This is a genomic window from Salinimicrobium oceani (assembly GCF_012037645.1).
Window position 1 is genome coordinate 1 of the sequence record NZ_JAAVJR010001213.1, and the last position, 344, is coordinate 344.

Genomic DNA, 344 nt, shown 5'->3' on the forward strand with positions numbered 1-344 from the left:
TTCCCGCTCCAAATCCATACTGTCCAACAGCTGCTCCTGCTTCTCACGATCGGTGACCGATCCTGTGGCGTCCAAAAGTCGGTCGGCCAGGGTGCTTTTTCCGTGATCAATATGGGCAATAATGCAAAAATTGCGAATGTTCTTCATGTGTCAATTTCAGGCTTAATTTTCCTCCTTTGGAAAATCCAATTTAAAGGATACAAATATAGTCTTTTTTAAAGGCCTCTAAAGAAAACTTCATTTTCCGCACAGGGTGTCCAAAAAGGCTTTTATAGCCTAAGCTTCAGCACCTTTCAAAATTTACAGGATGCATAATTTATTCTTCTATCTTTTAAGCTTTATTT

Annotated in this window: 1 protein-coding gene; it reads right to left on the reverse strand. The window is 39.5% G+C overall.

Translation table 11 applies throughout. From position 1 onward, the window contains the following. Positions 1 to 147: GTP-binding protein (locus tag HC175_RS21510; protein ID WP_168139956.1), on the reverse strand; the 147-nt coding region annotated here is incomplete at its 3' end. Between the last annotated feature and the right edge of the window lie 197 nt (positions 148 to 344).